Raw genomic sequence first — 2,632 nt, 5'->3', positions numbered from 1 at the left:
GCTTGGCAAGGTGGCGCAGCCGATCAGGGTCGCCGTGGCGGGCAAGGGCGTGTCGCCACCGATCGACATCACCCTCGAATTGCTGGGCAAGGACAAGACGCTGGAGCGCATCGATACCGCGATCAGGCACATTGCCGATCATACGGCCTACGAGAAATAAGCCGGAGCATTGGCGGGGTTTGACAAACCTCGCCATTTGGTTAGACTGAATTCCAGCGCCGATTTGATACACAGCTTGCGGGCGCTTAAAAAATGCGGCTAAAGCGGGTGGATCAAGCAACCTGTTTTAGCCATCGCCGGAAGGGCGTCAGCTGAAGCGGGTTTTTTTGTGCCTATGGCATGACCTGCCGCAACGCCCAACCGAATTCCGCCGTTTAAGTGACAACTTCAGGGCGGCACCCGAAAGGGTGAAATACTGTAAAGCGTTGGAGGCGGCATGGCCCGTTCGACACCCGAATTCTTTCCCGCTCGGTTCGCCGAGCTTGATACTCCCCGTGTCTCGTTCGAATTCTTTCCCCCCAGGAACGAATCGATGGAACGCACCCTGTGGCGTTCCGTGGAGCGACTGGCACCGTTTTCTCCCCAGTTCGTATCGGTCACTTACGGTGCCGGTGGCTCCACGCGGGAAAGAACCCATCGCACGGTATGCCGTATCCAGGATGAAACCGAGCTTGTCTCTGCTGCCCACCTCACCTGCGTGAATGCCTCGCGGGCGGAGATCAGGTCGATTGCCGAAAACTACTGGTCCAACGGCATACGCAGCATTGTCGCGCTGCGCGGTGATCCCCCGGATGGGCAGGGCTTCGAGCCGCACCCGGCGGGCTACCGGAATGCGGCGGAGCTGGTTGCCGACCTGAAGTCCATTGCCGACTTCGACGTCAGCGTGGCCTGCCATCCGGAAGTGCATCCTGAGGCATCGAATCCGGAAGCGGATCTCGACAACCTGAAGCGCAAGCTGGATGCAGGCGCGACGCGTGCCATCAGCCAGTACTTCTTCGATGCGGATACCTTCCTGCGCTTTCGCGACCGGGCTGCCGCGGCTGGCATCGATGCGCCGCTGGTTCCCGGCATCCTGCCAGTCACGAATTTCGAGCAGGTCGTAAGGTTCAGCAAGATGTGTGGCGCGACGGTGCCGACCTGGCTGGCCGACCTGTTCGAGGGGCTGGATGCCGAGCCGGATACGCGACAACTGGTGGCTGCCACTGTCGCGGCAGAGCTCTGCCACACCCTTGCCATGGAAGGGGTGAACGAGTTTCACTTCTACACCCTGAACCGGGCAGAACTGAGCATTGCCATCTGCCGGATGCTGGGACTGCGACCTGCTGGCGGGACCGTTGCCATTCATGCCGAGAACCGACCTGTTACCAGTGCCTGACATTCATTCGCTGTTGAGAGAGCGCATCCTGGTCCTGGATGGTGCAACCGGCACCATGATCCAGCGGCTTGGCCTGTCAGAAGAGGAATTCAGGGGCGAACGCTTTGGCGATCATCCCTGCGACCTGAAAGGCAACAACGATCTCCTCTGCCTGACACAACCGGAAAAGATACGGCGCATTCACGACGCCTACCTCGAGGCCGGCTGCGACATCATCGAGACGAACTCCTTCAATGCGACCCGTGTCTCGCAGTCCGACTACCAGACCGAATCACTCTCGGCCGAGATCAATCGCGAATCGGCGAGGATTGCGCGTGCAGCAGCCGATGCCTGGACGGCAAAAACGCCGGACCAGCCGCGCTTTGTCTGTGGCGTGCTGGGGCCGACCAACCAGACCGCTTCACTGTCGCCGGATGTGAACAACCCCGGCTTGCGCAAGGTCACCTTCGACCAGTTGCGCGAAGACTATGTCGAATCCGCAAGCGCCTTGCTGGACGGTGGTTCCGACCTGCTGATGGTCGAGACGGTATTCGACACCTTGAACTGCAAGGCCGCCCTGTTTGCAATCGAGGAAGTCTTCGAGGCACGCGGCAAACGCGTACCGGTAATGATCTCCGCGACCATTACCGATGCCTCGGGGCGGACGCTGTCAGGCCAGACGCCGGAAGCGTTCTGGAACTCCGTGCGGCATGCGAAGCCATTTTCCATCGGCCTGAATTGCGCCCTGGGCGCCGACCAGCTGCGCCCCTATGTGGCCGAGCTGGCGCGCATTGCGGATTGTCATGTCAGCGCCCATCCCAATGCCGGCCTGCCGAATGCCTTTGGCGAGTACGACGAGTCACCCGAGATCATGGCCGGGCAGCTCGGCGAATGGGCCGAGGCCGGCTTGTTGAACATCATCGGTGGTTGCTGTGGCACCGAGCCGGAACACATGCGCCAGATTGCCACCGCTGTTGCCGGCAAGTCGCCGCGCGCGATCCCCGACCTGCCAGTTCGCACGCGTTTGTCCGGGCTGGAAGCGTTGAACATCGATGCGGATTCGCTGTTTGTGAACGTGGGCGAGCGCACCAATGTCACGGGCTCCGCGAGATTCCGGAAGCTCATCGAGGCCGGTGACTACGAAACCGCAGTGGACGTGGCGCGCCAACAGGTCGAAAACGGCGCCCAGGTCATCGATGTGAACATGGATGACGGCATGCTCGACGGCGTCGAGGCGATGCGCACTTTCCTCAATCTCATCGCTGCCGAACCGGACAT

Annotated in this window: 3 protein-coding genes and 1 riboswitch; all 3 genes read left to right on the top strand. The window is 61.0% G+C overall.

The window, feature by feature from the left end; genetic code table 11:
* Positions 1–160: glutamate--tRNA ligase (locus R3217_10655; GenBank protein MDX1455903.1), on the top strand; the 160-nt coding region annotated here is incomplete at its 5' end.
* 45 nt (positions 161–205) lie between these two features.
* A riboswitch (SAM riboswitch) is annotated at positions 206–283 on the top strand.
* A gap of 153 nt (positions 284–436) precedes the next feature.
* A complete protein-coding gene (gene metF / locus R3217_10650; GenBank protein ID MDX1455902.1) occupies positions 437–1,375 on the top strand; it encodes a methylenetetrahydrofolate reductase in 939 nt (312 codons plus the stop codon).
* Positions 1,344–2,632, top strand: a 1,289-nt coding sequence (locus R3217_10645) for a homocysteine S-methyltransferase family protein (GenBank protein ID MDX1455901.1), incomplete at its 3' end; no start/stop codon positions are given. The genes metF and R3217_10645, both read left to right, overlap by 32 nt.

The sequence above is a fragment of the Gammaproteobacteria bacterium genome (genome assembly GCA_033720895.1).
Classification (GTDB): Bacteria; Pseudomonadota; Gammaproteobacteria; order Natronospirales; family JAJUFS01; genus JAWWBS01.
The sequence above is the reverse complement of the archived record's forward strand: the minus strand, read 5'-3'. Positions and strand labels throughout refer to the sequence as shown.